At 62.7% G+C, this 24,255-nt stretch carries 27 protein-coding genes; 18 read left to right on the forward strand and 9 right to left on the reverse strand.

What is annotated here, in order from left to right:
* Positions 1–7 precede the first annotated feature (7 nt).
* Genes QPW08_RS05530 through QPW08_RS05545 form a run of 4 tightly spaced genes read right to left on the reverse strand, consistent with a single transcriptional unit; the run spans position 8 to position 2,942 of the window.
* Entirely contained in the window at positions 8–607 is a 600-nt protein-coding gene (locus QPW08_RS05530; protein ID WP_284124737.1) for a CoA pyrophosphatase, read from the reverse strand.
* Positions 604–1,152, reverse strand: a complete 549-nt coding sequence (locus QPW08_RS05535; protein WP_284124738.1) for a DUF1285 domain-containing protein — start codon at positions 1,150–1,152, stop codon at positions 604–606. The genes QPW08_RS05530 and QPW08_RS05535 overlap by 4 nt, the downstream gene beginning before the upstream one ends.
* A 51-nt stretch (positions 1,153–1,203) precedes the next feature.
* Positions 1,204–1,725: a GNAT family N-acetyltransferase gene (locus QPW08_RS05540; RefSeq protein ID WP_284124739.1), complete on the reverse strand. Its 522-nt coding sequence runs from the start codon at positions 1,723–1,725 to the stop codon at positions 1,204–1,206.
* Positions 1,726–1,781: 56 nt separating this feature from the next.
* Positions 1,782–2,942: a PQQ-dependent sugar dehydrogenase gene (locus tag QPW08_RS05545; RefSeq protein ID WP_284124740.1), complete on the reverse strand. Its 1,161-nt coding sequence runs from the start codon at positions 2,940–2,942 to the stop codon at positions 1,782–1,784.
* Here QPW08_RS05545 and QPW08_RS05550 point away from each other — a divergent pair.
* Positions 2,941–3,576 carry a ribonuclease HII gene (locus tag QPW08_RS05550; protein WP_284126305.1) on the forward strand — a complete coding sequence of 212 codons (636 nt, stop codon included), beginning with the start codon at positions 2,941–2,943 and terminating at the stop codon, positions 3,574–3,576. The two genes, QPW08_RS05545 and QPW08_RS05550, sit on opposite strands and share 2 nt — an antisense overlap.
* A 59-nt stretch (positions 3,577–3,635) precedes the next feature.
* The gene (locus QPW08_RS05555) at positions 3,636–4,559 is read left to right on the forward strand and encodes a calcium/sodium antiporter (RefSeq protein WP_284124741.1); all 924 of its coding nucleotides are present in this window, start codon (positions 3,636–3,638) and stop codon (positions 4,557–4,559) included.
* Here the strand turns inward: QPW08_RS05555 and QPW08_RS05560 are convergent.
* Positions 4,556–5,254 (reverse strand): sulfotransferase family protein, encoded by a 699-nt coding sequence (locus QPW08_RS05560; protein ID WP_284124742.1) that lies wholly within the window; start codon positions 5,252–5,254, stop codon positions 4,556–4,558. The genes QPW08_RS05555 and QPW08_RS05560 overlap by 4 nt on opposite strands.
* 225 nt (positions 5,255–5,479) lie before the next feature.
* Between QPW08_RS05560 and QPW08_RS05565 the strand changes: the two genes are divergently transcribed.
* Complete coding sequence (locus QPW08_RS05565; RefSeq protein ID WP_284126306.1) at positions 5,480–6,619, forward strand: site-specific DNA-methyltransferase; 1,140 nt, start codon at positions 5,480–5,482, stop codon at positions 6,617–6,619.
* Positions 6,620–6,645: 26 nt separating this feature from the next.
* Here QPW08_RS05565 and QPW08_RS05570 read toward each other — a convergent pair whose 3' ends face one another.
* Entirely contained in the window at positions 6,646–7,029 is a 384-nt protein-coding gene (locus QPW08_RS05570) for a PIN-like domain-containing protein (RefSeq protein WP_284126307.1), read from the reverse strand.
* The gene (locus QPW08_RS05575) at positions 7,026–7,733 is read right to left on the reverse strand and encodes a DUF433 domain-containing protein (protein ID WP_284124743.1); all 708 of its coding nucleotides are present in this window, start codon (positions 7,731–7,733) and stop codon (positions 7,026–7,028) included. Before QPW08_RS05575 ends, QPW08_RS05570 begins: the two co-directional genes overlap by 4 nt.
* Positions 7,734–8,023: 290 nt before the next feature.
* Between QPW08_RS05575 and folP the strand changes: the two genes are divergently transcribed.
* Together folP and QPW08_RS05585 are read left to right on the forward strand one after the other, a co-directional pair.
* Complete coding sequence (gene folP / locus QPW08_RS05580) at positions 8,024–9,139, forward strand: dihydropteroate synthase (protein ID WP_284124744.1); 1,116 nt, start codon at positions 8,024–8,026, stop codon at positions 9,137–9,139.
* A gap of 132 nt (positions 9,140–9,271) precedes the next feature.
* Complete coding sequence (locus QPW08_RS05585; protein ID WP_284124745.1) at positions 9,272–10,492, forward strand: alkaline phosphatase D family protein; 1,221 nt, start codon at positions 9,272–9,274, stop codon at positions 10,490–10,492.
* 3 nt (positions 10,493–10,495) lie between these two features.
* Here QPW08_RS05585 and QPW08_RS05590 read toward each other — a convergent pair whose 3' ends face one another.
* Both QPW08_RS05590 and QPW08_RS05595 read right to left on the reverse strand, forming a co-directional pair.
* Positions 10,496–11,479, reverse strand: coding sequence for a zinc ribbon domain-containing protein (locus QPW08_RS05590; protein WP_284124746.1), 984 nt, complete (start codon positions 11,477–11,479; stop codon positions 10,496–10,498).
* An 82-nt stretch (positions 11,480–11,561) separates the two neighbouring features.
* Positions 11,562–12,980, reverse strand: a complete 1,419-nt coding sequence (locus QPW08_RS05595; protein WP_284124747.1) for a sigma-54-dependent transcriptional regulator — start codon at positions 12,978–12,980, stop codon at positions 11,562–11,564.
* A gap of 173 nt (positions 12,981–13,153) precedes the next feature.
* Here QPW08_RS05595 and QPW08_RS05600 point away from each other — a divergent pair, with 173 nt between their 5' ends.
* The 13 genes from QPW08_RS05600 to QPW08_RS05660 all read left to right on the forward strand — a co-directional run bounded on the left by QPW08_RS05600 (position 13,154) and on the right by QPW08_RS05660 (position 24,201).
* Entirely contained in the window at positions 13,154–13,276 is a 123-nt protein-coding gene (locus QPW08_RS05600) for a hypothetical protein (RefSeq protein WP_284124748.1), read from the forward strand.
* A 4-nt stretch (positions 13,277–13,280) separates the two neighbouring features.
* Positions 13,281–14,393, forward strand: a complete 1,113-nt coding sequence (locus tag QPW08_RS05605; RefSeq protein WP_284124749.1) for an NAD(P) transhydrogenase subunit alpha — start codon at positions 13,281–13,283, stop codon at positions 14,391–14,393.
* 119 nt (positions 14,394–14,512) lie between these two features.
* Positions 14,513–15,139: a hypothetical protein gene (locus QPW08_RS05610; protein WP_284124750.1), complete on the forward strand. Its 627-nt coding sequence runs from the start codon at positions 14,513–14,515 to the stop codon at positions 15,137–15,139.
* Positions 15,140–15,297: 158 nt separating this feature from the next.
* On the forward strand, positions 15,298–16,047 hold the full coding sequence (locus QPW08_RS05615) for a hypothetical protein (protein WP_284124751.1): 750 nt from the start codon (positions 15,298–15,300) through the stop codon (positions 16,045–16,047).
* On the forward strand, positions 16,041–16,451 hold the full coding sequence (locus tag QPW08_RS05620; protein WP_284124752.1) for a hypothetical protein: 411 nt from the start codon (positions 16,041–16,043) through the stop codon (positions 16,449–16,451). Before QPW08_RS05615 ends, QPW08_RS05620 begins: the two co-directional genes overlap by 7 nt.
* On the forward strand, positions 16,448–17,224 hold the full coding sequence (locus QPW08_RS05625; protein ID WP_284124753.1) for a hypothetical protein: 777 nt from the start codon (positions 16,448–16,450) through the stop codon (positions 17,222–17,224). Before QPW08_RS05620 ends, QPW08_RS05625 begins: the two co-directional genes overlap by 4 nt.
* A gap of 13 nt (positions 17,225–17,237) precedes the next feature.
* Positions 17,238–17,519, forward strand: coding sequence for an NAD(P) transhydrogenase subunit alpha (locus tag QPW08_RS05630; RefSeq protein WP_284124754.1), 282 nt, complete (start codon positions 17,238–17,240; stop codon positions 17,517–17,519).
* A 1-nt stretch (position 17,520) separates the two neighbouring features.
* On the forward strand, positions 17,521–19,014 hold the full coding sequence (locus tag QPW08_RS05635) for an NAD(P)(+) transhydrogenase (Re/Si-specific) subunit beta (RefSeq protein WP_284124755.1): 1,494 nt from the start codon (positions 17,521–17,523) through the stop codon (positions 19,012–19,014).
* Positions 19,014–19,352, forward strand: a complete 339-nt coding sequence (locus tag QPW08_RS05640) for a hypothetical protein (RefSeq protein ID WP_284124756.1) — start codon at positions 19,014–19,016, stop codon at positions 19,350–19,352. Before QPW08_RS05635 ends, QPW08_RS05640 begins: the two co-directional genes overlap by 1 nt.
* Before the next feature lie 55 nt (positions 19,353–19,407).
* Positions 19,408–20,943 carry a hypothetical protein gene (locus QPW08_RS05645; protein ID WP_284124757.1) on the forward strand — a complete coding sequence of 512 codons (1,536 nt, stop codon included), beginning with the start codon at positions 19,408–19,410 and terminating at the stop codon, positions 20,941–20,943.
* 56 nt (positions 20,944–20,999) lie between these two features.
* Positions 21,000–22,208, forward strand: a complete 1,209-nt coding sequence (locus tag QPW08_RS05650) for a parallel beta-helix domain-containing protein (protein WP_284124758.1) — start codon at positions 21,000–21,002, stop codon at positions 22,206–22,208.
* Positions 22,205–23,218, forward strand: a complete 1,014-nt coding sequence (locus QPW08_RS05655) for an SO2930 family diheme c-type cytochrome (RefSeq protein WP_284124759.1) — start codon at positions 22,205–22,207, stop codon at positions 23,216–23,218. The genes QPW08_RS05650 and QPW08_RS05655 overlap by 4 nt, the downstream gene beginning before the upstream one ends.
* Entirely contained in the window at positions 23,215–24,201 is a 987-nt protein-coding gene (locus tag QPW08_RS05660; protein WP_284124760.1) for an alpha/beta fold hydrolase, read from the forward strand. The genes QPW08_RS05655 and QPW08_RS05660 overlap by 4 nt, the downstream gene beginning before the upstream one ends.
* The last annotated feature ends 54 nt before the right edge of the window (positions 24,202–24,255 follow it).

Genomic DNA, 24,255 nt, shown 5'->3' on the forward strand with positions numbered 1-24,255 from the left:
GGGAGCGCTAGTCGAACAACTCGGTCAATTCCAGCCGGTGCGACAGGTTGGCGATGATCGCGGCGGTGACGCCCCAGATGCGGTAGCCTTCGTAATGCCACTCGTAGTAATGCCGTTCCGCCCCTTTCCAGAACGCGCTGTGGCGGTCGTAATTGTTGCGGTCGAACAGCTCGGCGAGCGGGACTTCGAACCAGCTCTCGACTTCGCCGGGATTGGGGACCAGCGGCAGGTCAGGCGGGATCACGCCCAGCACCGGGGTGATGTCGAAGCCGGTGCCGGTGATGTAATTGTCTGTAGCACCGATCACGCGTACGGCCTCGCGCGGCAGCGCTAGCTCTTCCTCCGCCTCGCGCAGTGCCGCTTCGAGCGGGGTTTCGCCTTCGTCGATCTTGCCGCCGGGGAATGCGACCTGCCCGGGATGGCTGCGCAGATCGTCGGGGCGGCGGGTGAGGATGACGCCGGGCTCGGGCCGGTCGGTCACCGGGATCAGCACGGCGGCAGGCTTGGGTCTTCCTTCGGCAAACCGCACATCGGTTATGAGGTCGGGATGCGGATAGCCGTGGCCATCATCGAACACGCGCTTGAGGCGATCGAACAGCTCGCTCATGCCGGCAGCAACGAGAAGGTCTCGCCCCCGCTGGTAACGGTCCAGTCGTCGCCTTGCGCTAGCGCATGTTCGGCCAGCTGCTCGTAGGTGCTGCGGTTGAGCCGCGCTTCCACTCCGTTGCGGACAAGGATGTAGAGCGCAGGGGTTTCGGCATCGCCGCGCGAGATCAACGGATGAACTTTGTCTGCAACCACCAGCTCGTCGGTGTTGAGGCGGAAGGCGAGGCTGCCTTCGCGCTCGGCCATGTCGACCGCGACCAGCGCGGCGTCCTCGACTTCGATGGTCAGCTTCTCGAACGGCGTGACGAGCCAGTGCTGACCGGCATCGTCGCGGCGGAGCAGGCCGGAGAAAGCGCGGACCATGGCTTGTCGTTTTATCTCGCCACCCTCATGGTACCAGCGCCCGTCGGCAGCGATGCGCATATGGCTGTCGCCCTCGCGCTCGGGAGCCCAGCCTTCGACCGGCGGCAGCTTGCGCGCGGCAACCTGCTCGGCGATCTCGGCGAGCGTCAGTTCAGCCAGTTTGGGCGGCGGTTGGTAGGGCATGGGTTTCGCATGGCAGAATGCGCGAAGCTGCTCAATGTATCCCGGAGCAACTTATCCCGCCCAGGGCCCCAGCATGCCCTGTGCAGGCAATATGCCGGGGTTTGCACACCGCAGCAGCAGCCGCGACGGGTCATAGGGGCCGGGGCAGTGCCAGCCGCCGGTATGCTCGGCGCTGAAGCCCCACCGGCCATAGTATTCCGCATCGCCGATCAGCACCTGCGGCAGCGGCGGAGTGTCGCCATCGGCCATCGCATCGATTGCGCCCAGCGCCGCGCCCATCAGCGCCTTGCCGTAGCCTTCACCCTGCAGCGCCGGCATCACCGCCACCGGTCCGACCATCAGCAGGGGATGGCCGCGCCCATCAGGCGTCGCCAGTGCGACCGGCCACAGCTGGATGGTACCGACGAGGAAATCGTCATCATCGAGCGCAGCAAAGCTCAGCGCTTCCAGCCAATGCGATCCTTCGCGAATGCGATAGGCGGTGCGCGCGTGCCGGTCCGGCCCGAAAGCCTCGTCGAGCAATTGCTCGATCAGTGCGGGATCGACCGCGGTAAGGGGCACAAGCGTCGCCATGGGGCGCGGCGGTTAGGGCCGGTGCGCGTCCGTGTCGATATAATTCCGCTTGCGGCTCAGGAAGCCGGGCTGACCTTGAGCAGCCGGCCGCCTTCGCCATCCTCGATCAGCCACACGCTGCCGTCCGGACCCTGCGCGATATCCCGCAGCCGCGCGCCGAAGTCATAGCGGGCCTGTTCGGTGGCGGTGTCACCCTCAATGGCGACTTCGATCAACGCCTCGGTCGAAAGCCCGGTGATCAGCGCATCGCCCTTCCAGCCGGGGAACGCATCGCCGGTGTAGAAGATGAAGTCACCCGGCGCGATGACCGGGGTCCAGCCGATGGCAGCGGGCTTGAATTCAGGGTGGGTGGCATGGTTGGGGATCTTGTCACCATTATAGTGGTCACCATCCGAGACGACCGGCCAGCCGTAGTTTGTGCCGCGCTCGACCTTGTTGAGCTCATCGCCGCCGGCGGGACCGTGCTCGACATCCCACAGGCTGCCGTCGGGCGCGAATTGCAGGCCCAGCAGGTTGCGGTGACCCCACGACCAGATCTGGTCCGACGGGCTGCCCTGATCCGCCAGCGGGTTGCCTGCGGCGGGCGTCCCGTCGAGGTTCAGACGAACCACCGTGCCCAGCGTGTTGGAGGTATCCTGCGCCGGGTCCATCTTCTGCCGGTCGCCGCTGGAGATGTAGAGATATTGCCCGTCGGGCGAGAAAGCGATCTTGTGCGAATAGTGGCCGCGCCCGGTCACCTTGGGTGCCTGGCGCCAGATCACTTCGAGCCCTTCGATGCGGCAGTCATCAGCGGTTTCGCCGCAGATCAGCGTGCCCTTGCCGACGACCGCGCCGCGGGTGTCACCGTCGCCTGCCTCGACCCAGCTCAGGTAGATCGTGCGCCGGTCAAGCACATCGGAGGCTTCGCTAGGCAGGAAAGCAACATCGCCAAAGCCGCCTTGGCCGCCATAGTCGACCTCGGGGACGCCCGTCACCTCCCCAGTGACGCCGGTTTCAGTATCAACGAACTTCATCGTCCCGGCCTTCTCGGTGATGAAGACAATTGGCGTTCCCGGCGCAAAGGCGATGGCCCATGGACGATCGAATTCGCCGAGCGCAGTGGTTTCGTAACTGGCGGAGTGAACCCCGCTATCCCCCGAATTGGTCGAGCCGCAACTTGCGAGCGCGATGGCGGGGAGGGACATGAGGGCGAGAAGATTGGTGCGTGTCTGGTTCATGTTTGCTGCAACTCCCGAAGTGTCGTTCGTTTCCCGGTTGGAGGGGCAAAAACTCGTCTTTGGCGTCGACGAGGCCGGGCGCGGGCCGCTGGCAGGACCGGTGGTCGCGGGTGCTGTCTTGCTGGGCGAGGACTATCCGCAAGGTCTCGACGATTCCAAGAAGCTGACCGCCAAACGGCGCGAAGCGCTCGACGAAGCGATCCGCGCGCACTGCGCCTGGGGCGTCGGCGTGGTCGGGGTCGATGACATCGACAGGCTCAACATTCTCGGTGCGACCATGCTGGCCATGAGCCTCGCCGTCGGCCACCTGGTCGAAGCGCTGGGCTGCGAGCCGGACAATGTGCTTATCGACGGCAACCTCACCCCACACGGACGCTGTGAGAAATGGCGCTGGCCGGCCCGGGCGATCGTCGGCGGCGATGGCAGCGAGCCCGCGATCTCTGCCGCCAGTATCGTCGCCAAGGAATGGCGCGACCGGATGATGATCGCTGCGGCTGAAGAGCATCCGCACTATGGCTGGGAGCGCAACAAGGGCTATGGCAGCGCCGAACATATGGAGGCCCTGCGCACCCATGGTCCGACGCCGCTCCACCGCAAGAGCTTCGCCCCGGTGGCACAGCTGTCGCTGATTTGATCGACCCGTCCCAAAATCCGTGGTGACTTTGCAGCGAGGCTCTGCCAAGCGCGCTCGCCATGACCACAGCCATTTTCGCTATCATCGGTGGCCTCATTGCGCTTGCCATCGGGGGGGAACTGCTCGTGCGCGGCGCGGTGGCGTTGGCGCGCAAGCTCGGCATCTCAAACCTTCTGACGGGGCTGGTGATCGTTGGGGCGGCGACCTCCATGCCGGAAATGGTGGCAAGCATAGAAGCCGCCTTGATGGGCTCGCCAGGCATCGCCTGGGGCAATGTCGCCGGATCCAATATCGCGAACTCGCTCCTGATCCTGGGCGCAACCGCGCTGATTGCGCCGATTGCCATTACCGGGATCGGCAAGCGCGATGCTGCCGTCGGCGTCGGTGCGTCGCTGGTATTGTGGGCGCTGACATGGTGGCAACTGGGGTCGCCATGGATCGGCTTTGGACTGCTGGCGCTGCTCGCTGCCTACATCGCCTGGCGCTATTCGCACCCGCGCGTGGCGGCAGATGAGGATGAGGGCGAAGGCGGCGAGCTGGCGCTGGGTTTTGCCGTTGCGCTGACCGCAGGAGGCGTGGCTGTCCTTGTGCTAGGCGGGAACTGGTTGGTCAGCGGGGCGATCGAGATTGCCCGCATGGCCGGGATCAGCGAGACAGTGATCGGGTTGACCATCATCGCCATCGGAACCTCGCTGCCTGAGCTCGCCGCCTCCGCTGCGGCCGCCTTCCGGGGCAAGCCGGGCCTCGCCATCGGCAATGTTGTCGGCTCCAATATCTACAACATCCTGCTGATCGGAGGTACGACCATGGCCATCGCGCCGGTTGCCATCCCGCGTGAGCTGGTGGCGCTGCAATTGCCGCTTGTGGCCGGCTCTGCGGCGCTGATCTGGGCGCTGCTGGCGTTCGGCCAGCGGATCGGACGCATTACCGGCGGGTTGCTGTTGGCCGCCTTCGCCGCCAACACCGCGCTGCAGTTCGCCTAAGACCTGAAAGCCTTGGCGCGCAGCTCGTCGATATAGCGGCGGCCGAAGGCTTCGGCCTCTTCCGGCGTCTTCGCCATCCCCTCTTCCTCGCTATTGGCATGCTGCAATTCGTCGCGGCTGTTGACCCGGGGGAAGGGTTCCGGCGGCACCTCGACGCCCAGGAAGCGGCACAGCGGCTCCCACCCGTCCTTGGGGTGGAACACCAGCAGGCGCTCGGCCGGCAGCGTGTCGATCACCTGCTGGTTCCGCTTCGCATACCAGTCGGTCATGAAGGCACGGTTGCGGATGTCGCCGCCGTCGAAGAAGTCGAAGATCGCGCCCTGCATCATGTCGCCAGTCGGCGTGCCCACCAGGTGTCCCTGCATGGCCTCGGAAAAGATCGTGTCCGAGACCGATTCAAACCAGCTGTCGGGATCGCGCGTGGTCAGCACCACCTTCGCCTCTGGGTAATAATCGGCCAGCTCGCGCCAATAGCTGCAGGCGGGGTAGTCGGTGGTCGACTCATAGCCGTCGAAAACCGCATCCCAGTCCGGCTTGCCGTTCACGACATCGAGCCACAGCGGCACGTTGCGGCGGGCTGAGGCGAACACCTCGGCCATGTGGTAACACGGGCCGAAGCCGATGTGCTCCAGCGCGAACTTGGTCGAGAACGTGGCATTGCGGCCGAGGCCGGCGCCGATCACCTTGAGAGCCATGGCTCCTATCCCCCATCGCGCCCGAAAAAGGCCGGGCGAGTCCTTGCGGCCACACCCCCAGCATATCGAGTCTGCAAAGAGTCGCCAGACTCAATATCTTGTGCCGGACCTTTTCTGTTCTCACTGAAGTTAGCGCGCCGTTAACCATACCCTGCGAAACTTGCCTCTTGACGCGGAGTCCGGTTGGACTCACCCTGTGGATAAGTTTGAGCATAGGGGAAGATGATGGGGGTCGTGGAGACCACGAAACAGCGCGTGATGCGTGCGCCGAAACCGGTTGCGGTGCCGAAGGAAGCGCTGCCCCTGGGGCAGATCCTGAGCGGTGACTGCGTGGAAGCGATGCGTTCGCTGCCCGATGCTTCGGTCGATCTCGTCTTCGCCGATCCGCCTTACAACCTCCAGCTCGGCGGCGATCTCAACCGGCCGGACGGCAGCCATGTCGATGCCGTCACCGATCACTGGGACCAGTTCGATAGCTTCAAGGTTTATGACGATTTCACAAGGGATTGGCTGACGGAAGCAAAGCGCATTCTCAAGCCCGACGGCGCGCTGTGGGTGATCGGCAGCTATCACAATATCTACCGCGTCGGCGCGATCTTGCAGGATCTCGGCTTCTGGATCCTCAACGACATCGTCTGGCGCAAGACCAACCCGATGCCCAATTTCCGCGGCACCCGCTTCACCAATGCGCATGAGACGCTGCTGTGGGCGAGCCAGGGCGAGAAGGCGAAATACCACTTCAACTACACCGCCATGAAGACATTGAATGACGAGCTGCAGATGCGCAGCGACTGGGTCATCCCGATCTGCAACGGGGCCGAGCGGCTGAAGGAAAACGGCACCAAGGCGCACCCGACGCAAAAGCCCGAGGCACTGCTTTATCGCGTGCTGCTGGCGACGACCGAAAAGGGCGACGTAGTGGTCGACCCGTTCTTCGGAACCGGCACCACCGGCGCGGTCGCCAAGCGGCTGGGCCGCCACTGGATCGGCTGCGAGCGCGAGGATTTCTATCGCGGCGTGGCGATGAAGCGGATCGAGAAAGAACTCCCGCTCGACGAAAGCGCGCTCAAGGTCATGCAATCGAAGCGCGCCGCGCCCAAGGTGGCCTTCGGTGCGCTGGTCGAGGCAGGCTTCCTCAAGCCCGGCACCGAAGTGTTCGACAAGAAACGCCGCTGGGTCGCGACCGTGCGCGCCGACGGCTCGCTGGCGTATGAGAAGCAGACCGGCAGTATCCACGGCCTCGGCAAGGACCTGCAAGGCGCCCCCAGCTGCAACGGCTGGACCTTCTGGCATTACGAGGACGAGGGTGTGGTCAAGCCGCTGGACGCTGCGCGGCAGCTGTATCTGCTGGCGGTGGAGGATTGAGGATAGATGTGTAGATAAAGAAGACCCTAGAGCACCTTCTTCAGTCGATTTCCCGCCGTGACCTTATAGATGAAGGGTCGTTTCTCGGCCCCACAAACTTTGACTATTTTGTCATAGTTGTGAGCTAGGCTCTTGAGCTTGAAGAAGCCGATGGAGCTTGCTCCCCAAAGATAAAAGCACCCGATTTTGTGCTGCTCAATCGCTTTCCGGGCGGCGCTTTCATCTTGCCATTTGGCGTCGTGACTACAGACGATCCAGCCTTGAGGTCCAACGATATGGAGCCATTCATCGTCGGGCATGTTGTGAGGGAACCGCTCACCATCATGTGAGCGCACTTCGAAGGGGCACTTCAAAGATGAGAGCGCCTGCGGAAACTTCTTGCCGAAGTTTCGGTCAAAGTAGAGAGTCAGTGACGCGTTTGCCTCCCGGCTTCCACATCCACCCCCTCAAAACGTAGTGCTGTAATCACGTCCAGGTTGGCTATCCCAAAATCGTCCGCAATTTCGTCGATTTCCTCGCCCGCGTCCCACCGGCCCTTGAAAGCCCAAGTCGCCACACCTTCGACAGAAGGTGCACCAAATTGCAGGCGAGGGTCGATTATAACTCCCTCATTTCGGCCCGCGACATGCCATCGAATCGCCAAGCCGCCGTCGTTCTCATAATCGAACTCTTGCAAGCGCCCGATTATATCACTCCATGCCAGTTGTCCGCCGCGTGAGGCAGCAAGCAAAGTCTTGTCGCCAGAGTTTGCTTCAAACTGGGCGTAGTCCATCCAGAGGTCTTTGCCATCGGTCTTGAACCGATATTCCGCGAATGGGAATTCAGCTTCGAGCTGCTTGGCGAGATATTCTCGCGCAGCTGCAATCTTCTTGAGAGTTACGCCAGACTTTCGAAAAGAGGAAACGACTGCCACCTCAATCAATTGAAGGTATGAAAGTGAGGCACCCTTCGGCTTAACCGATAACGTAGATTTGTGGTTGCTGCCGGGCTTCGAATGCCATTTGGCTACGGTTTGCGATGAAAGGTGTGCATAGCGCGCGGCTTCACCAATCCTGTAATTCGGGACGTATAGGCGGGCACGCCAAAACTCCCGTTCGGATGCAGCCGCGTTCATTCCCTAGTCGATCCTCTCAAACTAAAACGCGCCTATCATGCCTAGATGGTGCTGTGAATCCCCTTAACGATCATCCGCTGCGATTGGGGCCAGAGAGATGCTCGATTGGGAAGTCGCATATTGTCTGATGCCTATCCTACACCCACCCCCCACGATACACCCGTGCAAATGCGCGCCTTCGCCCCTTCCCATCCGCCCCGCAAAAGGCGACACGCACCCTGTGACTTTTTCACCCCAGGACAGTGGTCCATGCGGTCCATGTCTTCCTACAAACGCAGGTGCGTGCCCCTATGACGACCGATTCGATCTACATCCGCCCGATTGGCTTTGTGCCTGGTCCGCAGGCGGAGGAGGGGGATGCGATCCGGCTGGCGGGGAGCATGGTCTATGCGCATCGCTTTGCGGTGATCCTGCGCCGCGATGGCCGCGTGGTGGAGCGGTGGACCTGCTCGCCCGAGCATATTGCGCAGGTGCTGAGCGAGCTGCCTGACAGCGTCGGGGCGGAGGCGGAGACGCAGTGGGCCAATCTCACCGTCGCGCATCCGCCGCTGTCGCTGGGCGAGCGCACCGTGCGGCTCGACCAGCCGCAGGTGATGGGCATCCTCAATGTCACACCCGACAGCTTCAGCGATGGCGGCAAGTTCCTCGACGACCCAGAAGTCGGCAAGGCGCAGGCGGCGAAGATGCTGGAGGCGGGCGCTTCGATCATCGACATCGGCGGCGAAAGCACCAAGCCCGGCGCGCAAGCGGTATGGGAAGAGGAAGAGATCAAGCGCGTGCGCCCGGCGATCGAATATTGCGCCGCGATGGGGGCAGCGATCAGCGTGGACACCCGCCGTGCCGGAGTGATGGAGGCAGCGCTCGATGCGGGCGCGGCGGTGGTCAACGATGTTTCCGCGCTGCAATACGATCCGCGCAGCGCCGAAGTGGTGGCGCGGCGCGGCTGCCCGGTGATCCTGATGCATGCGCCCGGTACGGGGCAGGATCTCCATGAAGGCGGGGACTACGAGAGCGTGGTGTTCGACGTGTTCGACCAGCTCAAGGCCCGGCGCGATGCAGCGGTGGCGGCGGGCATCTCGGCCGACCGTATCATCCTCGACCCCGGCATCGGCTTCGGCAAGACGCTGGGCGACAATACCGCGCTGATCAACGCGCTGCCGCTGTTCCATGCGCTGGGCCATCCGATCCTGCTCGGCGCGAGCCGCAAGCGGATGATCGGCGCGCTCAGCAACGAGGCCCCGGTCGAGCAGCGCCTGGGCGGCAGTATCGCACTGGCGCTGGCGGGGATGGATGCGGGCGTGCAGATGCTGCGGGTCCACGATGTCGCCGAGACAGTACAGGCGCGGAACGTGTGGCGCGGCCTGCGCGATGCGGCGTTGACGGACTTCTCGGATCTGGCGATGTGAGACACACACCAACATCCGTTCGGGCTGAGCCGGTGGCGCTGCGCGCCGTCTTCGACTCCGAAGCCCAGGCGAGACGCTGCGGCTGCCCTTCGACAGGCTCAGGGCGAACGGGTATTGGGGAAGGATGAGAGAATGAAGGGACTCACGATGCGCTCTTACCTAGCCGCCCTGCCGCTCCTGCTGGCAACCCCGCTCGCCGCGCAGGATGCCACTGTCGAGGCTGGCCCGGACACTTTCCTCACCGGCTATTACGAGCAACTGAAACAGCGGGTCGAGCTGCCCCGCGCGCCTGTCGGTGCGCCGCTGCCATCGACCGCTGCAACGCTCACCCGCATCGCCTTCGGCAGCTGCAACCACCAGAGCCGCGGCCAGCATATGTGGGGCAAGATCGCAGCGACCAATCCCGACCTGTTCCTGCTGATCGGCGACAATGTCTATGGTGACCAGCTGTGGAACGGCGATGCGGCGCTAACCGATCTGCGCGCGTCCTATGCCAAGCAGGCTAGCCACCCCGAGTTTGCCGACTTCCGTTCGACCGTGCCGATGCTGACGACTTGGGACGACCACGATTTCGGCTTCAACGATGGCGGCGCGAACTTCGCCTTCCGTGGCTGGGCGGAAGACATCTACGAAACCTTCTGGGACGCTTCGCCTGAAGTGAAGTCGCGCCCTGGCATCTACGAAAGCCGCATGTTCGGCAGCGACGGCCGCCGCGTGCAGCTGCTCATTCTCGACACACGCTTCTTCCGCGCGGATTTCGACCGGATGCCGTTCCAGGAAGAGCGCCCGCCGCTTGGGCCTTACGTGCCGAGTGAGGATGCGTCGAAGACGATGCTGGGCGAGGCGCAATGGGCGTGGCTGGAACAAGAGCTCGCCAAGCCTGCCGACCTGCGCATCCTCGTCAGCTCCATCCAGGTACTGACCGACGCGCATGACTATGAGAGTTGGGAGCAGCTCCCGCTCGAGCGGCGCAAGCTGTATGAGATGCTGGGCGCGCGCGAGGACAGCGGGCTGCTGATCCTGTCGGGCGACCGGCATGCCGGCGGGATATACAGCGACACGCCGCTGAGCGCCGGCGAGCAGCTGTGGGAGCTGACCAGCTCTTCGCTCAACCTCGCGTTCAACAACACCGCCAGCAACACGGCCCGCGAGCCAGACCCGCGCCGCCTGACGGATTTCATCTCGGAAGAGAACTTCGGCCTCGTCGAGATCGATTGGGATGCAAGGGAAGTCACGCTCAAGCTGCTCGGCAACCAGGGCGAGGAACGGGCGAATATGACCTATGGCTGGCAGCCGCAAATCAGCGATGCGCCGCCGATCATGGACGCGCCTGCGCCAGCGCCGGTGGAGTAGGCCCTACAGGCAGCCCTCGACATACTGGATCGACTTGGTCCCGGAAGAGATGAAGTCGATCTTCCCGTCGGAAGTGACGTGGAACTTGATCCCGCGATTGGCGCTGTCCCAGACGAAATAGTCGGTCCCGTCATAGGGGTTCTGCTCGCTCTTGAGCTTGGCCCCATAGGCCTTCTTGAGCTCGGCTTCGCTGGCACCCACAGCTATGCCGCGGGCGGTCTTGAGCTTGCTGCTCTCGGTCGTGAAGGACGTCGCCTTGCCGTCTTCCACCATCACGTCGACCAGCCCGTTCCTGGAGCGGTAGATGTCGCACACATCGCTTTCCCAATCGTCCATCTGCGAGCCATAGAGCGGCGCGGGATTGAGGCTGGAGCGCAGGAGCGGCAGGCCTTGTTCGGCCAGCATGCCCTGCATCCCTGCGGTCGTGATGGTTTCCATGCTGGCAAGGTTGCCTTCCCAGATGTAACCGCCGTCATTGGTCTTGAGCCAGCGGGTCTCGGGATCAGCCCCCTCGACCCAGCGCCCGGTGACCGCACGACCCATGTCGAGCGTCTCGAGGATTTCGCCACCCTTGGCCGTGGGGAAGCTGCGCTTGCGCGCTTCGCCGGATGTCAGGCGGGTGAGATCGGCGGAAAGGAAGGTGTCGGTGTAGTTGTCGAACCACTCTTGCGGACGGTCCGCATCGGGGTCTTCCTCAGTCGCTACTTCGGCAATTTCTTCATCGGCTGCCTCGGCATCGTCCTCGCTCGCGCCCGCGGCGAACATCCACCACGCCGCCGCGCTCACCAGCACTGCGGCAGCGACGATGAGAATGATGATGACGGGTGTATGGCTCGAAGCCGGCTCGGTGGCTGCAGCGGGATTGGTCGCCGGCCGGTCGGGGTTTGGGATCGGGTTAGCAACACCATCTATGGGGGTACCGCAGCCGGCACAGAACTTGGCTCCCGGCTGGAGCTTGTCCCCGCATTGAGCGCAGAAATTGGCCATCGTTCGCGAAATCCCCCTCGTTTGCGCGCACCCCGATCGGGTCGGAGCTAAACCGATTGCAGCGCAATTGTCGAGGGGCGGCTCAGGCCGCGTTGTCGATGCCGAGGTCGCTGAGCTTGCGGTACAGTGTCGATCGTCCGATGCCGAGCCTCCGGGCGACTTCGGTCATGCGGCCTCGATAATGACCGATGGCTAGCCGGATGACATCGGCCTCGATCTCGTCGAGCGGGCGCAGGTTCCCGTCTTCGGTATAGAGCATGACACCGACCGCTTCGGGCAACGATCCAGCGTTGTCGCCAAGGTCGCCGACGATCTCCGACAGCTGCGGGAAATCCCGCGCGGTCAGAGCCTCGCCTTCGCAGAAAACGGCGGCGCGGAAAAGCACGGCCTGCAGCTGGCGGACATTGCCGGGCCAGTCGAAAGCACTCAGGATCGCGAGCGCGCTGTCGGCCAACGAGAGGTGCTTGAGACCTGGTTGCTCGCCAATCCGGCCCAGGAAATGGCGAGAGAGTGCGGGGATGTCGCCGGCGCGGTCACGCAAGGGCGGCAGCGCAATATGCGTCGCGCCGATGTGCTTGAGCAGCCGACTGTCGAAATGGCCGGCTTCAACCAGGTCGGAAAGCGGCAAATTGCTAGCAGTCAGCAAGCGGATATCGATCTTGAAGCCATGCCGCGCGCCGATCGGACGGACGATCCCTTCCTCGAGTGTCTGGGCCAGCCGTTCCTGCAGGTCTGCACTCAGCCGGTCGATTTCGTCGATCATCAGCGTCCCGGTATCGCAAAACTGCAATGCGCCGACCTGGCGGTCGAATGCGCCGGGGAACGCCCCTTGCTCATGACCGAACAGCGCGGACTCGACGGAGTTTGCGGGGATCCCGCTGATATTGACGAGACGGAAGGGCGCTTTTGCGCGGGGGCTGGCCGCGTGCATCGCGCGCAGCAGCATTTCCTTGCCGGTGCCACTTTCGCCTTCGATCAGCACATGGCCGTGGCTGCGGGCAGCCTTGGCAGCGCGGGCGAGCGCTGTGCGGAACGCCGGAGCCGTACCGATCATGGCGTCGAAATCGAGCACCGCCGGCATTTTCTCGGTCAGCGGCTGCAATTCTGCCTTGGGTGCCTCGAGCTTGGTGGCACTGCGCAGGGCGCGCATCAGCCGCTCGGGCGCGACTGGTTTGATAAGATAGTCGGTTGCCCCTGCGCGCATGGCCTCCACTGCCAGCAACGGGCTGGCGCTTTGCGTCAGCATCAGGATCGGCAAAGCCGGGCGGCGGTTCTTGAGTTCTTCGATCAGCTGACACGCACCATCGCCGGGCACCCACTGGTCAAGAATGATGGCCGACAGCTGCATCCCCTGCCTGGTGCCAAGGGTAGCAATGGCGGTCTCCGAATCCCTGACCACGAGCGTACGCCATCCCTCGCGTGCGGCGAGTGCACTGATCAGCCTGCTTTGCGCAGGCTCATCATCGATCAGCATCAGCAGGCGTGTCTCGTCTTCTGCCATGATTCCCCAAAACCGTCCCGGTGCGGTACAGCCGCTTGGAATAGCGGTGAGGGGTAAAGGTCTAATTAAGGCTGTTGGCACGGCGTGAAGGCGGTGTGCTATGCCCTTGGCAAGTTGCCGGAGCGGCGATAGGGATTGGCGCAGCAAACCAACTTGAACCGGGGATTCCTACCATGGCCGCAAATGACATGAAGTCGGCAGAAAAAACCTATTCGAGCTTCATCTCAAGCCTCAAGATCAGCGTTCCGATCATTGCACTGATCGCGCTTGTCGTCATCGTCCTGATCGCCGACTGATCCCTTGCGGATAGCGACCCTGAAAGAGCGCGCGACCGGGGAAACCCGCGTCGCGATTACGCCTGAAACGGTTAAGAAGTTCGCCGGATTGGGCGCCGTCGTGGCAGTGGAAAGCGGAGCTGGCGAACATGCCGCCATCAGCGACGCTGCCTATGCCGAGGCCGGGGCCGAAGTCGGAAGTGCCGAAGCGACGGCAAAGGATGCGGACATCGTGCTGGGCGTGCAGGCACCCGATGTGTCGTTGCTGGGCGGGGTGAAATCGGGAGCCTGGGTGGCTGCCACTTTCGATCCCTTCCAGCAGCGCGAGCGGGTCGGTGCCTACGCCAAGGCCGGGCTTGAAGCGCTGGCGATGGAATTCATGCCGCGTATTACCCGCGCGCAGAGTATGGACGTGCTGTCCAGCCAATCCAACCTCTCCGGCTACAAGGCAGTGATTGCCGCTGCCGACCAGTTCGGTCGGGCCTTCCCGATGATGATGACCGCCGCCGGCACGGTGCAGGCGGCAAAGGTCTTCGTCATGGGCGTGGGCGTGGCCGGTCTGCAGGCAATCGCCACGGCCAAGCGTCTGGGGGCGCAGGTTTCCGCCACCGATGTCCGGCCCGAAACTGCCGAGCAGATCAGGAGCCTGGGCGGCAAGCCCGTGTTCGCGGAAGGGCTCGAAGCCTCGGGCGAGGGCGGGTATGCCGCCGAGCTGACCGACGAGCAGAAGGCAGCGCAGGCAGAAATGGTCTCGGGCCATATCGCCAAGCAGGACATTGTCATCACCACAGCTTTGATTCCGGGACGTGCTGCTCCGAGGCTGGTTTCCGACCCGCAGATCGCAACGATGAAGCCGGGCAGCGTGATCTTCGACCTGGCCGTGGGGCAAGGCGGCAATGTCGAGGGCTCGAAGGCCGATGAGGTAGTGGAAAAGCATGGCGTCACGATCATGGGCTTCTCCAACACGCCTGCGCACCTGCCCGCCGATGCCTCCGCGCTGTTCGCGCGCAACCATTTCAACTTCCTCTCCGCCTTCTGGGACAAGGAAGCGGGCAAGCCGGTGCTCGATGAGGAAATCGGCGACGCGATCCGGCTGACGCGTGGCGGCGAGGTAGTGAACGAGAGGCTGGCTGGGTGAGGGTTCTTGCGGCAACCGTTCTGGCACTGATCGTCTCGGTAGTATCGGCAGGATGGGTAGGTCCCATCAGCGCATCTACAGCGAGCCCCGACCGCATTCGGTACTATTTCCCCGAGGTTATGCTGGCCGAAGTACCACCTGCGGAGACAATCATCGTCACCAAGGGAGAGAAATGGCTGACGTTGAAAGCAGCGCCGTACCGACTGGCTCGCGTGAAAGGCGAGTTCACGAAGTTTTATGGTGATCGCAGCCGCAGTATCGGGAACGGCGAGATCATTTACATCTCTATGGGCACCGAAGTTTTCGGCTGCGCTGAATACAAGGATTTGACTGACACCGGAGAGCAGGTGCCTTGCTTTGCAGACCTCGACAGAGACGGCCTTTTCGAAGCAGTCATCATGAAGAAGATATCTCCCGGTCTCAATTCCTATCCTGGCTCCGTCAGTGTGGGCGACCTGGAGCCGATATCGCCGTTATCTTACGAACTGATCACCGATCGCGACGCCATTGTGGAAATCAAGAAGGAAGAAGAATGGCAAATCGAGCATCGGGGTAGCACGATCAGCATCTGCCAGAGCGACGTTCCCAAGGAGTACCGGTATTGCCTCAACAAGAAGGGCAAGATGAAGCGGAGCGATGCGGTGCAACGGGTTGAATACAAAGGTGCGGTCTTTGAGGTCAAAAGACTGGACGGGCAAAAAGTCTCGGTGCGTATTGAGACTCCTCCGTCTGCTATCGTGTTCTGAGATGTCTGTATGGCGAGCTTCATCAAGTTGGTCGGGATACCCGCCTCAGCAAGTGTTGGTACGCTCGAAAGTGTTACTTCATAAGAAATTGCCGGGAGAATCCGTTGCGTAGTGTAGGTCGCGCCAGCATCGCATTGTTGACATTAGCAAGTGTAGCCTTGGTCGGAGCAAAGGAACCGGGCGATCCTGGCTACGAGACTGAGTGGATGGTCACCACTAAGGTCCCTGACGTGCTGGCGGCACCGCGTACCCTTGGCAAGAACGAGATCGTCTTCCAGCAGCGCATCGTGTTCGAAAGACTTGCAGAGGCCGACGTCGCCCTTGTTCAGGCCGACAATGGTGAGGAATTCATCCCTGCCGGAGAGCAGTACTACAAGGCCCTGACTGCGCCCGAGCACGAATTGTGGTGCACGGCGAACATGAAAATGCCGGAAGGTGACTTTGCCAAGACAGTGATCGGGCGGGTCTACAGCCAGTATTGCATCTACGACCACGACAAGGACGGGACTTTTGACGCTTTCTTCAAGCGTGCACGGACAATCCCGGTAGCGCCGACGGTGCGTGGCAAGGTCCGGGCTTTTGAGAAGATGCGCACGATCAAGCCCCTGAAACTGACAGATGTTGCGCCGGAGACATTGCGAACGGAATATTTCTGGGGCGTGGCCTTCCTGAAGAACGGCAGGCGCGGCCCGCAGTTCACTCGCTTTGCCGGCAGCGAATTCGGCATGTTTGCGCTGGAGAAGGAGTTTCGCGGCGAACCCGGCCAAAACCAGATTGTCTCGGATGAGGACTTCACAATTACCTATTCGACCAAGGAGAAGCAGATTGAAGTCCACGGATTCACGCCGATGGCGGAGAAGTCCATCAGGATCCACGGCACACAGTGCGGGATGATCAACGGATGTTGAGCGGCAGATTTGCTGCACGATGCGCGGCGGCGCTGCTGGCAGCCTTGCAGGTAGCCCCCGCCGTCGCTCCAGCCCTGGCACAGGAAGAGGAAGCACGTTCAGTCGATACCATCGCTGGAGAATGGGTTGTCGACCTGCGGCTCTCGCTGGACGATGCACCATATACCCAGCCGATGGTGTTGGTCGTAGCAGAGGATGGCACGGTCACAGGGACATTTTACGGTGCGACCATCGAAGCGGGGAAACGCGGTAGCGCACAGGGGCGTACCTGCATCGCCTTCCGCACCAGCGACGGAAGCGGCCCTTACCAGCATGCCGCTTGCCTGGTGGACGGCAAGATAGTCGGCCAGAGCTGGTCGGAAGGGCGCGGTTTCGTGTTGCCGTGGACGGCTCAGCGGAAATGATGCGCGGCCTTGCCCTGCTTGCCGCCGGGCTTGCCGGTGCTGCCAGCGCACAGGTTCGAACGGTGCCGTTTCAGGACAATCGTGCCATCACCCCGGTGTGGGTCAGCGAAGCGCCGGAGCTGGAGAGCGAACGGGTCACCATCGGCAACAAGGACTATACGGTCCTCACCAAGGTCCGACCGCAGGATGCGCTGGTCACGCTCGATCCGACCTATCGCCGCAAGAAAAGGGAACTCTTGCCGGCGTCGACCGTAATGGTCCGCGCTCCGGGCAGCGATGGGGTCGCCTGCGAGATGTCGCGCAAGCCGGGCAACGAGCGCGTGACTTGCCTGCAAGACAGTGACGGCGATGGCAGTTTCGACCGGCTGTGGCGCGCGCCTGGAATCTGGAATTATTTCGTCATCCCGATCGCAGGCTATCAGAAGAAGTGGGAAGCCCTGCCAGCCCCGGTCCGCTATCGGACCGCCGATCAGCCTGGCGATGTCGTGTCGATCGAAATGATCCTGCGCTTCTATCGGGTTAAGGACAAAAGCGTGCTGGAGGTCTGCCTTGAACCGCACCGTCGCAAGGCGAGCTGGGGCTTTCCGCATCTTGTCGACGAATGCCTCAAGAATGCGCGCGGCTTTACCGACGACGCCATGCCGACGTCGCTGGTGCTGGACGGCTTCATCGTAACTGCTCTATCGTTCGACGCAGAGGAAAAGAGCCTGACCGTCAGGATCGACCGCGCGCCGGGCGAACGCGAGATCCAGTTCGGTTATCGAGGGGACTAGGGGACAACCGCGAATGGACTTCATATCAATCCTGTCGATCTTCGTGCTGGCGTGCTTCGTCGGCTATTACGTGGTGTGGTCGGTTACCCCGGCGCTGCACACGCCATTGATGGCGGTGACCAATGCCATTTCCTCGGTGATTATTGTCGGCGCGCTGATTGCTTCGGCTGAGGCCGGGAGTGCGTTGGCCAAATGGCTCGGCCTGGCCGGCGTGGTGCTGGCGAGCGTCAACATCTTTGGCGGCTTTGCCGTCACGGAGCGCATGCTGGCGATGTACAAGAAGAAGGAGAAGTAAGATGGACTTCTCGCTTCTAGCCGCGCCTGCGTCTGCCGCACCGCTTGAATGCTTTGCTGACTGTGGCGAAACTGCCGCTGCACATGGTGGCGTAAACCCTTGGGTTGCACTCGCCTACCTCGTTGCGGGCGTGTTCTTCATCTTGGCGCTGCGCGGGCTTTCCAGCCCGGCAACATCGCGCGCGGGCAATCGCTTTGGCATGATCGGCATGCTGATCGCGGTCGTGACCACTCTCATGACGCACGACATCGCCAACATCGTTGAGATCGGCATCGCGATCTTCGTAGGTGGCGCATTCGGGCTAATTGTCGCCCGCCGTATCGCCATGACGGCCATGCCTGAACTGGTTGCGGCCTTTCACTCGCTGGTCGGTCTTGCCGCTGTGCTGGTGGGCTGGGCTGCCTATCTCAATCCCGGCGCTTTCGGGCTGCTGGTCGATGGCGGCGGTATTGGCGCGGTCAGCAAGATCGAGATGGGCCTGGGTATCGCCATCGGTGCAATTACGTTCTCCGGCTCCGTGATCGCCTTTGCCAAGCTCTCGGGCAAGATGAGCGGATCGCCGATCATCCTGCCCGCACGGCATGTGATCAACCTCGGCACGCTGGCCGCAATCATCGTCCTGACGGCGCTGTTCGCCATGGCTGCTCCGGCCGAGACCATGCCGCTGATCGTCGCGCTGACCGTGCTCAGCTTCGCCATCGGTTTCCTGCTGATCATCCCCATCGGCGGGGCGGACATGCCGGTGGTGGTCTCGATGCTCAACAGCTACTCCGGCTGGGCGGCAGCGGCGATGGGCTTCACGCTCGGCAACACCGCTATGATCATCACCGGGGCTCTGGTGGGCTCTTCGGGCGCAATCCTCAGCTACATCATGTGCCGGGCCATGAACCGCAGCTTCATCAGCGTGATCGCCGGTGGCTTCGGGGCCGATGGCGGCTCGGGCGGGGGCGAGGCGAAAGAACAGCGGCCTTACAAGCAGGGCAGCGCCGCCGATGCCGCCTTCATGCTCGAACAGGCCGAGAAGGTCATCATCATCCCCGGTTACGGCATGGCGGTGGCGCAGGCGCAGCACGCCTTGCGCGAAATGGCCGATTTGCTCGAAGAGAAGGGCGTCGAGGTCAAATACGCCATCCACCCGGTCGCCGGGCGCATGCCGGGACATATGAACGTGCTGCTGGCTGAGGCTTCCGTGCCGTATGAGAACGTGTTCGAGCTGGAGGACATCAACAGCGAATTCGCGCAGGCCGATGTTGCCTTCATCATCGGTGCCAACGATGTGGTCAATCCGGCGGCCAAGACCGACAAGAGCTCACCGATCTACGGCATGCCCGTGTTCGATGTCGACAAGGCCAAGCAGGTGTTCTTCATCAAGCGCAGCATGGGCGGTGTCGGCTATGCCGGTGTCGACAACGACGTGTTCTATATGGACCAGACCATGATGCTCCTCGCCGACGCCAAGAAGATGGTCGAGGAAATCGTGAAGGCGCTGGACTAGTGCGTGCTGTAGTGGTTGCAGCCTGTGCTGCGCTGCTCCTGACCGGTTGTGTCGAGAAGATCGCCGAGAACCGCGTCGAAAGCGCCTTGCTCAAGGCGGGCCTGAGCGAACGGAATGCCGCCTGCATGGCCGAGCGCATGGTCGACCGACTCAGCATCTCGCAATTGCGCAAGCTTGAAGCCCTGCGCGGCAAACCCGGGGAGCCGATCAAGCCGCGCACCATGCGCCAGTATGTCGAACGTGTTCGTGCGGTCGGCGATGCCGAAGTGCTTGCGGTAACCTCTACGTCCGCCGCTCTATGCGCGACGGGTCTCGCCAATGAGTCGCGGCGCGACTGACCCTCTTGGCAATCCCTCCTGCTCGGCGCACAATGCGCGGATTGGGGGACGGCATATGAAGAAATTTCTGATCGCATCGGCCGCATTGATGCTGGCATCACCGGCGCTTGCTCATCCGGGCCACGGCGGGGATGAGCCTGCGTTGGGCAACAGCGTAGGCGTCGAATACATGGTGTTCGACACCAGCGTCCAGGGCGAAGCGCGCGAGCAGTTCCTCGTCGGCCTCGCGCTGCTGCACAACTTCGAATACCGGCGCGCAGCCGAAGCCTTCAGGGGAGCGCAGGAAGCCGATCCTGATTACGTCATGGCCTATTGGGGTGAGGCTATGACCTACAACCACCCGCTGTGGGAAGAGCAGGATCGCGAGGCCGCGCTGGCGGTCCTCGCCCGGCTCGACCCGGTGCGGGAGGGACGCTTCGCCAAGACCCGCAACCAGCGCGAAGCCATGTGGCTCGACGCGGTCGAGACACTCTATGGCACCGATGGCTCCGGCGCCTCCAAGGAGGAGCGCGATTTCCTCTACCTGGCCAAGATGCGTGCGCTGCACGATAGCGACCTGAGCGACATCGATGCCCGTGCCTTCACCGGGCTGGCGATGCTCGGCACCGCGCATGGCGGGCGCAATATCGCGATCTACATGCAAGCGGCGGGTCTATTGGAGCCGGGTTTCATGACGCATGAGATGCATCCGGGCATCCTGCACTACCTGATCCATTCCTATGACGATCCGGTGCATGCGCCGCTCGGCGAACGGGCCGCCGCGCGCTATGCCGTGGTCGCGCCCGATGCCGGCCATGCCCAGCACATGGTCAGCCACATCTTCCATGCGCTGGGCGACTGGAAAGCATCCGAGCGAGCGAATGTCCTCGCTGACGCCGTGGTCGATCGCCAGCGCGCGGAGGCGGGTCGCGACGCGACTTTCTGCGGGCACTACAACGAATGGCTGGTCTATTCGCTGCTCCAGCAAGGGAAGGATGCGAGCGCGATTGTCGATGGCTGTCGGGCACAGGCCGAAGCACAGATTGCGGCAGGAGCCGACAACCGCCTGGGGTGGGGCGCATCATCGAGTTATGCTGTGATCGCTGCGTGGCAAGGTGTCGATACCGGTTTATGGCCCGCGCCGGTGGAAGGAACAGGCGAGGGCTTCCTCCTCGCACGACTGCAAATGGCGCACGCCCGCATCCTTGCCAGTTTCGGGCGCGAGGAACTCATCGAGGGTGCGCTGGCTGAGCTGAAATCGCTCGCGGAGCAATACAAGCAGGTGCTCCCGCAAGTTGCGCCCGACGATCGCACGAGCGTGAACTGGCTGGAGCGGGCGATCGCTCAGAGCGAGGCAATCCTGGCGTTGTCTTATGGCAAGGCGGATGAGGGGCTGGCGCTGCTGGAAGCAGCTGCGGAAGCCGAAGCAGCGCTGCCGGTTGAGTTCGGCCCACCGCGCATCGCCAAGCCGAGCTACGAACTTCTGGGCGAGCAATTGCTGGCGATGGGCAGGAAACGGGAAGCAGCAGCAGCTTTCCGCAAGGCGCTCGATTTCGCCCCGGGGCGTCGGTTGTCACTGGAAGGGCTCAAGGCCGCGGAAGGCGGCGCTTAGCCCCCTTGCAATCCCGCTCCCGTGCGGCACTATGCCGCGCAAGAGGGAGAGGTTTCATGACACGATTTCTGATTGGTGCCGCCGCGCTGGCATTGGCGGCCCCGGCATGGGCTGAAACGATCACCGTCGACCCGGGTGAGGGTGCGCAGGAGCGTTTGCAGGAAGCGCTGATCCTGGCGGAACCCGGTGACGAGATCGTGCTGGGGGCCGGTCGGTTCGAACTGACCGACGGGATCAGCCTCGATGTGAACAGTGTGACCGTGCGCGGCGCGGGGATGGAAGCGACCGTGCTCGATTTCACCGGTCAGCAGGATGCGGGCGAAGGCTTCCTCGTGACCTCCGATTTCGTCACGCTGCGTGACTTCGCCGTCGAGAACCCCAAGGGCGATGGGATCAAGTCCAAGGGCGCGGACGCCATCGTCTATCACAAGATTCGCGTCACCTGGACTGCCGGTCCGCGCCGCGAAAACGGGGCCTATGGCATCTACCCGGTCGAAAGCACCGGGATCCTCGTCGATGGCTGCGAGGTCTCGGGCGCGTCGGACGCCGGCATATATGTCGGCCAGTCGTTCAAGATTACGGTCCAGAATTCCATCGCGACCGACAATGTCGCCGGGATCGAGATCGAGAACAGCCGCGATGCGATCGTCACCAACAATTTCGTCACCCGCAACACGGGCGGGATCCTGGTGTTCGACCTGCCGGGCCTGCCGGTGATGGGCGGCGGCAATGTGATCGTGAAGAACAACCTCGTGGTCGGTAACACAACGCCCAACTTTGCTCCTCCGGGGAACCCGGTCGCCGGTGTGCGGCGCGGGACCGGGATCATGGTGATGGCCAATGACAAGGTGTGGGTGAACGATAATATCCTGCGCAACAATCCGACCGCACCCTTCATGGTTGTCACCTATACCCAAGCCTTCGATGACGAGCGCTACAATCCCTATCCGCGCGAAATCGTGATTGCGGAGAACAATGTCGATGCTGGCGGAACCGATCCCGATTTCGAAGGCGGGGCGCTGTTGGCCCAGGCCTTTGGTGGGGCGCTCCCGCCTATCCTTTGGGACGGGATCAGCGTGGATGAGGATACGCCCGCGCTGCTGGCTACGCCTGAAATCGGAGCATGGTCGATGAACCTGACGACACAGGGCCAATCGATTGCCGATGCGAAGCCCGCCCCGGTCGACCTGCCCGCCTACGGGCAGCCCTGGGATTTCGGCGACATTGGTGCACCCGAAGAGCTTGCCGCGCGGATTGCCGGATGAGGAACGGGCTTGCCTTGCTGGGCGCGGCAGCGCTCGCGTTGGCGGGCTCGATGGCAGCTCAGGCGGAAATTGCGCCGCCTTCGGTTTCCGAAGCGGCGATCATCGACGATGGCATGCCGCGCTCGTTGTCGGAGTTCGGCTTCTTCATCGACGGTGCAGGGCAGATCCCTGCACCGGGAGTGGTGCCTTATCGCCTCAACACGCCGCTCTATTCGGACGGCGCGACCAAGCTGCGCTTCGTCTATGTCCCCTATGGCAAGGTGATCGGAATAGATGCCGGGAATGACCATGGTGGGTTGCTGCAATTCCCCGTTGGCAGTGCGCTGATCAAGACCTTTGCCTTTGGCGAAGGCAAGGACCGGCAGCTGATCGAGACTCGTGTCCTCTTGCACCGGGCTGATGGCTGGATCGCGCTGCCTTACAGGTGGAACGCCGAACAGACCGAGGCGCGCCTGGCCATTGCCGGGGCGCGGCTGGAGGTGACCACTCCGGCCGGCGAACAGATCAGTTACCGCATTCCCAACAAGAATCAGTGCAAGGAATGTCACAGCGTTGCCGGGGCGGTGATCCCCATCGGCCCCAAACCCCGCAATATGAGTGCTCAATGGCTGGGCGGGATGGAGCTGGTGGTGAGCGGGGCCGACACCATCCCGGTCTGGGAAGAGCGCGCCTCAGCCGATGTTGCTGCACTTGCTCGCGGCTATCTCGACGTCAATTGTGCGCATTGCCACCGCCCCGGGGGGATGGCTTCCAACAGCGGGCTCGACCTGAGGTGGGAGCAGGACAATCCTTCGCGCCTCGGTGTACTCAAGCGCCCCGTGGCGGCTGGGCGGGGCTCGGGCGGGCTGGAATTCGATATCGATCCGGGCCATCCCGAACGTTCCATCATCGTTCATCGCATGGGGAGCAAGGAAGCAGGAGTTGCCATGCCCGAACTGGGCAAGGCCACCGTCGATGCTGAAGGTGTCGCAGCGGTCGAACGCTGGATCGCGCAATTGGAGGGATCATGAAACGTCTCGGAAAAGTCCTCGCCGTCATTGTCGCGCTGCTGGTCATCGCCTTCGTCATCCTGCGCACACCTGACACCGACAAAGCCGAGATGCGCGCGAAATACGCTGGTGAACCCTCCCAGTTCATCACGCTTGCCAATGGGCAAGAGGTGCATTTGCGCGACGAAGGACCCGGGAACGGAAACAGCGATGCGCCGGTGATCGTCCTGTTGCATGGTTCGAATGCCGATCTCGCCACTTGGCAGCCCTGGACCGAAGCGCTGCGGCAGGACTATCGAGTCATCCGGTTTGACCAGATCGGTCACGGGCTGACCGGGCCGGCAATCGATGACGACTATGCCGGCGATCGCTTTGTCGAGACAGTCCACCTGGTGGCGGACAAGCTCGACCTCGATCGGTTTGTGCTGGCTGGCAATTCCATGGGCGGAAGCATCGCCATGGCCTATGCCTTGCGCCATCCGGAGCAGCTTTCGGGGCTGGTGCTGGTTGATGCCGGCGGTTCCCCGATCCGGCGCGAAGGGGGTGGAAACCTTGCCTTCACCATCGCCCGCATGCCGGTTGTGGGACCGGTGATGAGCCAGATGCTGCCACGCTCGCTGGTCGAGCGGAGCCTGTCGCAAAGCGTCTCCAACCAGGACATCATCACCGACGCGATGATCGACCGTTATTGGGAAATGGCGCGCTACCCAGGCAACCGTGCGGCAACGCGGGCGCGCTTCATCCAGCCCTATCGCATTTTCGATGCCGAACAGGTGGCGCAGGTGCGAGTGCCGACGCTGGTCATGTGGGGCGAGGACGACGCGTTGATTCCCTTCGAAGCAGCCAATTGGTATGTGCGGCATCTGCCCAACGCGACGCTCGCCAGCTATCGCGGGATCGGCCATATTCCCATGGAAGAAGCACCCGAAAGATCGGTTTCCGACCTGCGCAATTGGCTCGACACAGTGCTTGTCCCCGCACCTGCAGCTGAAACCGCTGAATAACGCCTCTCGTTTGCTTGCCATCTTCACGGTACCGGACGCATAGCCGGGGCCGGA

It is taken from the genome of Parerythrobacter aestuarii (assembly GCF_030140925.1).
Classification (GTDB): domain Bacteria; phylum Pseudomonadota; class Alphaproteobacteria; order Sphingomonadales; family Sphingomonadaceae; genus Parerythrobacter; species Parerythrobacter aestuarii.

Bases quoted from the DNA above. Each gene is read 5' to 3' on its own strand.
- QPW08_RS05530 (WP_284124737.1), bottom strand. From the start codon at position 607: ATGAGCGAGCTGTTCGATCGCCTCAAGCGCGTGTTCGATGATGGCCAC.
- QPW08_RS05535 (WP_284124738.1), bottom strand. From the start codon at position 1,152: ATGCCCTACCAACCGCCGCCCAAACTGGCTGAACTGACGCTCGCCGAG.
- QPW08_RS05540 (WP_284124739.1), bottom strand. From the start codon at position 1,725: ATGGCGACGCTTGTGCCCCTTACCGCGGTCGATCCCGCACTGATCGAG.
- QPW08_RS05550 (WP_284126305.1), top strand. From the start codon at position 2,941: ATGTTTGCTGCAACTCCCGAAGTGTCGTTCGTTTCCCGGTTGGAGGGG.
- QPW08_RS05545 (WP_284124740.1), bottom strand. From the start codon at position 2,942: ATGAACCAGACACGCACCAATCTTCTCGCCCTCATGTCCCTCCCCGCC.
- QPW08_RS05555 (WP_284124741.1), top strand. From the start codon at position 3,636: ATGACCACAGCCATTTTCGCTATCATCGGTGGCCTCATTGCGCTTGCC.
- QPW08_RS05560 (WP_284124742.1), bottom strand. From the start codon at position 5,254: ATGGCTCTCAAGGTGATCGGCGCCGGCCTCGGCCGCAATGCCACGTTC.
- QPW08_RS05565 (WP_284126306.1), top strand. From the start codon at position 5,480: ATGGGGGTCGTGGAGACCACGAAACAGCGCGTGATGCGTGCGCCGAAA.
- QPW08_RS05575 (WP_284124743.1), bottom strand. From the start codon at position 7,733: ATGAACGCGGCTGCATCCGAACGGGAGTTTTGGCGTGCCCGCCTATAC.
- folP (WP_284124744.1), top strand. From the start codon at position 8,024: ATGACGACCGATTCGATCTACATCCGCCCGATTGGCTTTGTGCCTGGT.
- QPW08_RS05585 (WP_284124745.1), top strand. From the start codon at position 9,272: ATGAAGGGACTCACGATGCGCTCTTACCTAGCCGCCCTGCCGCTCCTG.
- QPW08_RS05590 (WP_284124746.1), bottom strand. From the start codon at position 11,479: ATGGCCAATTTCTGCGCTCAATGCGGGGACAAGCTCCAGCCGGGAGCC.
- QPW08_RS05595 (WP_284124747.1), bottom strand. From the start codon at position 12,980: ATGGCAGAAGACGAGACACGCCTGCTGATGCTGATCGATGATGAGCCT.
- QPW08_RS05600 (WP_284124748.1), top strand. From the start codon at position 13,154: ATGGCCGCAAATGACATGAAGTCGGCAGAAAAAACCTATTCGAGCTTC.
- QPW08_RS05610 (WP_284124750.1), top strand. From the start codon at position 14,513: ATGCTGGCCGAAGTACCACCTGCGGAGACAATCATCGTCACCAAGGGA.
- QPW08_RS05620 (WP_284124752.1), top strand. From the start codon at position 16,041: ATGTTGAGCGGCAGATTTGCTGCACGATGCGCGGCGGCGCTGCTGGCA.
- QPW08_RS05625 (WP_284124753.1), top strand. From the start codon at position 16,448: ATGATGCGCGGCCTTGCCCTGCTTGCCGCCGGGCTTGCCGGTGCTGCC.
- QPW08_RS05630 (WP_284124754.1), top strand. From the start codon at position 17,238: ATGGACTTCATATCAATCCTGTCGATCTTCGTGCTGGCGTGCTTCGTC.
- QPW08_RS05635 (WP_284124755.1), top strand. From the start codon at position 17,521: ATGGACTTCTCGCTTCTAGCCGCGCCTGCGTCTGCCGCACCGCTTGAA.
- QPW08_RS05645 (WP_284124757.1), top strand. From the start codon at position 19,408: ATGAAGAAATTTCTGATCGCATCGGCCGCATTGATGCTGGCATCACCG.
- QPW08_RS05650 (WP_284124758.1), top strand. From the start codon at position 21,000: ATGACACGATTTCTGATTGGTGCCGCCGCGCTGGCATTGGCGGCCCCG.
- QPW08_RS05655 (WP_284124759.1), top strand. From the start codon at position 22,205: ATGAGGAACGGGCTTGCCTTGCTGGGCGCGGCAGCGCTCGCGTTGGCG.
- QPW08_RS05660 (WP_284124760.1), top strand. From the start codon at position 23,215: ATGAAACGTCTCGGAAAAGTCCTCGCCGTCATTGTCGCGCTGCTGGTC.